Raw genomic sequence first — 4466 nt, 5'->3', positions numbered from 1 at the left:
CTAGAACCATTGGGGGTAGACGAGGAAGAAGAGGGCATAACCATAGCAGTTCACCTGAACTAGACAGTAATTTGTGAGCGGTCAGGTGTCTCATTCATATTGTCACAGAGGGCTCCTGCTGCTAATAATGCTTCAACATACGCTTTACCCAAACCGCCATTAGCACCTGTAATCAGCGCAACTGAATCTGCGAGTCTCATCTTGATTACTCCTAACTGAAGAGCGAATTTTGAGAGGTCTACGCCTGACTTGGTTTGTCAACCTCCTGCACTCTTTCACATTAGTTCTTTCAAATCTTGAGAAAAAGTAGCTACTATGCAAATAACCTTTTCAGAATTTGCAACAATCAATCTTCTTTAGGGTTATGGATCAACTCACCAGCCTCGTTTTCTTTGCACGAGTCACTCAACACGGCAGCTTTTCTGAAGCCGCTCGTCAATTAGGCTCCTCTCCGGCATCGGTCAGTCGGGCTGTGCAACAACTAGAGGCACGCTTGGGGTCTCGCTTGCTCAACCGAACCACCCGCAGCCTTTCCTTAACTGAAGATGGAAAAGTGTTTTACGAGTATTGCCAACAAATTCTAAATCAGTTAGAAGAAGCGGAGCTTGCTTTGAGTCGGGCACGCTCCGCTCCAACTGGAACCTTGCGTTTGGACTTGAGCGTGGCACTTGGGCGGCTTCATATTGCACCCGCTTTGCCGCAATTGGCTGAACGCTATCCCGACCTCAAGTTTGAGATTACGTTCAACGATCGCTACATAGATTTGATTGAAGCAGGCTTAGATGCAGCTGTGCGCTTAGGGAGTAGTCCCGATAGTCAACTCATGATGCATCCGTTAGGTACGGCTCGATTAATGGTGTGTGCGGCTCCAGCTTACCTAAGTCGTTATGGAGAGCCTCAAACTCTCGACGACTTGCAATCTCATCAATGCCTAAATTTTGTCATGCCCCAAACCGGGCGAGTGCGGGATTGGATCTTTCAGCACAATGGACGCAGAGTGGAGACACCTGTATCGGGTCGTTTCTCCTTTAATCATCCAGAGGCGTTAGTCGAAACTGCAATTGCAGGGGGAGGATTGATTCAACTGTATAACTTTCTGGTTCAACCCGCGATCGCACGAGGAGACCTTAGGACTGTTCTGTCTGCGTTTGCGCCAATAGGTTCACCGATATCTATCTTGTATCCACAGAAGCGTTATGTCTCTGCCAAATTGAAAGTATTTGTTGAGTTCATGGATGAGCTAACAGCAAAGCTAAAACAGCAGAACATTATTGAACAGAGCGCAGTGCATTAGTTGATAGCGAGTTGCAGGCTTTTTAGAGGGCTTACATATTTTATGAATGGTCTAATCGGGTCGCCGGAGGGTTTTCCCCTCCAGCTCCCACAACACCCAACAAGCGGGTCCGCATGGGGCGTTTCCTTCAAGAGGTTTAGACCATTCAACTCCGAAGAATTGATGCCCAGAGCTGGCTACACAATTCAAGCGCCGACAGGTTAGCTCCCCAACCGGGTTCATCGCTCCGTCGAGCTTTGTGGCTCCTCCCTACTCTTCAAGGTTCAGCCCAACACCAGAGTCTCACCCATTACGATGAGTGTTTGGCTACTATGGCATCTGTTGACTTCTGCCCAATCATAAGAGACGTTTCCATCTCCCACGCTGTTTAAGATTCCGTAGGGTTCTGTGGCTACCTAACCGTTTCCAGTTAGACCTCAATCAGACTCCCGTAGAAGCTTAGACCGCCATTTGAGCAGATCTCCCTGGATAAGAACGTGAACAGTCAGGTGCACAACCGCGTCAAATACTCGTGTTCCCTGAACCAGAGGGCTTCGTTGTGTTGTGCCAACTTGCCCTAGGACTATCTCAGCCTTCTATGACGTTTCTGTTCGTCGGCTCACAGGTTTGCCTCCAGCTTCCTTCAGATATTCCCTCGCGAGGAACGCCCTTGCTCTTGGCTAGTGGTTGTCGTTACTCGGCTCCAATACTTTCGAGCATTTGAACGCTGGTTCCACCACAGAGGACTTTCACCTCATAAGTTCACGCCCATGCCGGGCGTACACAAACCGCAATGCACCGGAACGGTTCAATTTGGTTGTTTGGCAGCAAAGGTTATCATGTCCGGTGATTGCGAACGTTATGCCGCTTAGTCTTCAGTGAGGACAGCAACGCTTATCTATCTGAATTTAGAGTCAAGCTAGCATGAGATTATTGGTGGGGATGTATTGTAAGGCTTAGAGTGAGGCGATTGCAAGCGGACTAAGCACCCTCCACGGGGTGATAGCTAGTTGAAATCTTGACGATACTGGCTAGGGGTGCTTCCACAAATTTTGCGAAAACTGGTTGTGAAGTGAGCTTGATTGGAAAAACCTATCTCTTGAGCAATTTCTACAAGCGGCTTCTTAGAAGTTTTCAGCAAAATCTTAGCTCTCTCGATTCTTTGCTGAATCACGAACTGATGAGCTGATTGACCAGTAGAATGCTTGAAAACGGCACATAGGCGATTGATGCTCACGTTGCAGGCAGAAGCGATCGCCGCTAACGTCAAGTCCTCACCCAAGTGAGATTCAATGAAATCGATTGCACAAGCGACACAAGTATGGTCAGACTTTAACAACGCTGTGCTTTTTTCAAATTTTGCAGTTGAGAAATGCACAACCAAATACATAGTGAGGCTGTGAGTCAAAGCATCAATGTAGGTTTTGCCATGCGGTGAACCTGCTTCTAGCTCAGACAACAATTCTGTCGCCAAAGCAGATAGAAAAGGTACGGCTGTCGCTTTGTGTTCAATTAAGCAAACGCAATCTGGATCGCCTTTAACAAGATCCTTACTGATTTCTTTGATCAATAGAGACGGAATAAATAAATTTGCCGCAGCAAAAGGGCTGAGCCATCGCCATTGCTGTGAATAACCTGCGGGTGTAATTGCAATATCACCTTGACGCAAAACCCTTTGCTTGAGACGCTGATCATTCAGGTTTTCGTACTGAATCTTAGGCAATAAACTCATAAACAGAAGGTTCTCAGCTAGCCCAGGAACATTGACTTCACCAGGTGGAAGTGAGTGCTTTAGCAAGATAATGTCTTGCCAACCTGCCACTTCGCTGTTTTGAGTTGGAGCGTAGGGAACTTGATGGATGAATTGTCGAATCGAGACAAGATTGGAAGTTGACATAACGAGTCATTTACAAAATCTCACTGCTCACCAGCATACTTTTTTAAAAGACAGAGATCTGGTTCAACGGTAAATTCTGATTTGGCGTACTTTCATCCACCAAATGATAACCAGTATGACAAGTCGTAATGCTTTCGCGGAGTCATTGACACCCGATAACGCTGCAATGCTCCTGATTGACCATCAGGTGGGTCTTTTCCAATTTCTTCCCTCAGTTGAGCCGCTGAAACTGAAAAACAACATTATTGCGCTTGCAAAGGTTGCTAAGCGTTTTAACTTGCCAACGCTGTTGACCACTAGTTGGCCCCAGGGTCCTAACGGACCAACCATGCCAGAGTTGGTTGAACTATTCCCTGATCACGAAATTATGGAGCGCGATACCGTGAAGTTTTGGGATCATTCCCCTTCTGCTGAAGCAGTCGAAAAGATGAATCGTAAGAAGTTGATCATCGCTGCGCTAGACACCACAACTTGTCTAGCTTTTGCTGCAACTTACGGTGTTCAAAGAGGTTATGATGTCTATGCAGTAATGGATGCTTCTTCAACCTTTGACGAATTGAATCAACAGGCTGCGATGATGCGAATGTCTGCTGCGGGTGTAGTGGTAACGACTTGGGTTCCGGTGTTAGCTGAACTTGCCAACAACACGGTCAGAAACGGGTTTCACATTGCTGACTTACTGGCTGAGCATACAGGTAGCTATCACGGTGCTTGGAGTAACTATATCGCAACCGCTAAAACAGCAGATCTCGTACAATCGCAGCTGAACGAAGCAAGGAAAGCAGCAATATAAGATGTTCCAGTAGGAGCAGCATAACAAGTTGATGGAGCGGCCAGTTGAGAGATCTTGGTGGGAATACCAAATCTGTCTACTGCCGCTCAACTTGGTCGTTAGCAGTTAACATCATTGCCAGAAATGACCCTAACTCGGCAGTGTTGCTTGTCCTCGCTTTCAGCAGAGTAAGGCTTTAGACCGTACTACACGCACGCACTCAATGTTCATCTTCGGCAATGTTGTTCAGATCAGGATTGATGTAGCGGTAGTAAGTTAGGCGACTAATTCCGAGGTGGTTACAAATTGAAGTGACTAATCGTCTTGGGTCTGCTGCCAGCGATCGCCCTATCTCAATCTCCCGCTATCCGACTTGGCGCTCGCTCCTGAGACACCATTTCAAGGCTCACTGAGAGCCTCATACTGACCGGAATATCAGGAGCCAGAGGTGGTGATGTTGAGTTCATCTAGTAGCACTGGGCTTTCACCAGGGTTCAGGTAGGCAAAGTAGAGTTAGCATTCGT

The 4466-nt window shown here is 47.1% G+C and carries 3 protein-coding genes and 1 pseudogene; 2 read left to right on the top strand and 2 right to left on the bottom strand.

All coding sequences use genetic code 11. The annotated features are described in order from the left end of the window. Positions 1-110 precede the first annotated feature (110 nt). Positions 111-200: pseudogene (locus H6G00_RS36510) on the bottom strand (short-chain dehydrogenase); the annotation flags it as partial. Positions 201-364: 164 nt separating this feature from the next. Between H6G00_RS36510 and H6G00_RS03365 the strand changes: the two are divergent. Then, positions 365-1294, top strand: a complete 930-nt coding sequence (locus H6G00_RS03365) for a LysR family transcriptional regulator (RefSeq protein WP_190795632.1) — start codon at positions 365-367, stop codon at positions 1292-1294. 985 nt (positions 1295-2279) lie between these two features. On the opposite strand, the gene H6G00_RS03360 is transcribed toward H6G00_RS03365, so the two are convergent. Continuing rightward, positions 2280-3170 carry an AraC family transcriptional regulator gene (locus H6G00_RS03360; RefSeq protein ID WP_190795631.1) on the bottom strand — a complete coding sequence of 297 codons (891 nt, stop codon included), beginning with the start codon at positions 3168-3170 and terminating at the stop codon, positions 2280-2282. 115 nt (positions 3171-3285) lie between these two features. Here H6G00_RS03360 and H6G00_RS03355 point away from each other — a divergent pair, with 115 nt between their 5' ends. After that, positions 3286-3963: an isochorismatase family protein gene (locus tag H6G00_RS03355; RefSeq protein ID WP_190795630.1), complete on the top strand. Its 678-nt coding sequence runs from the start codon at positions 3286-3288 to the stop codon at positions 3961-3963. Positions 3964-4466: the final 503 nt, after the last annotated feature.

The sequence above is a fragment of the Leptolyngbya sp. FACHB-541 genome (assembly GCF_014695875.1).
In the GTDB taxonomy this organism is placed as follows: Bacteria; Cyanobacteriota; Cyanobacteriia; order Elainellales; family Elainellaceae; genus JAAUTN01.
Note: the sequence above shows the minus strand (reverse complement) of the source record. Positions and strands in the feature narration are given on the sequence as shown.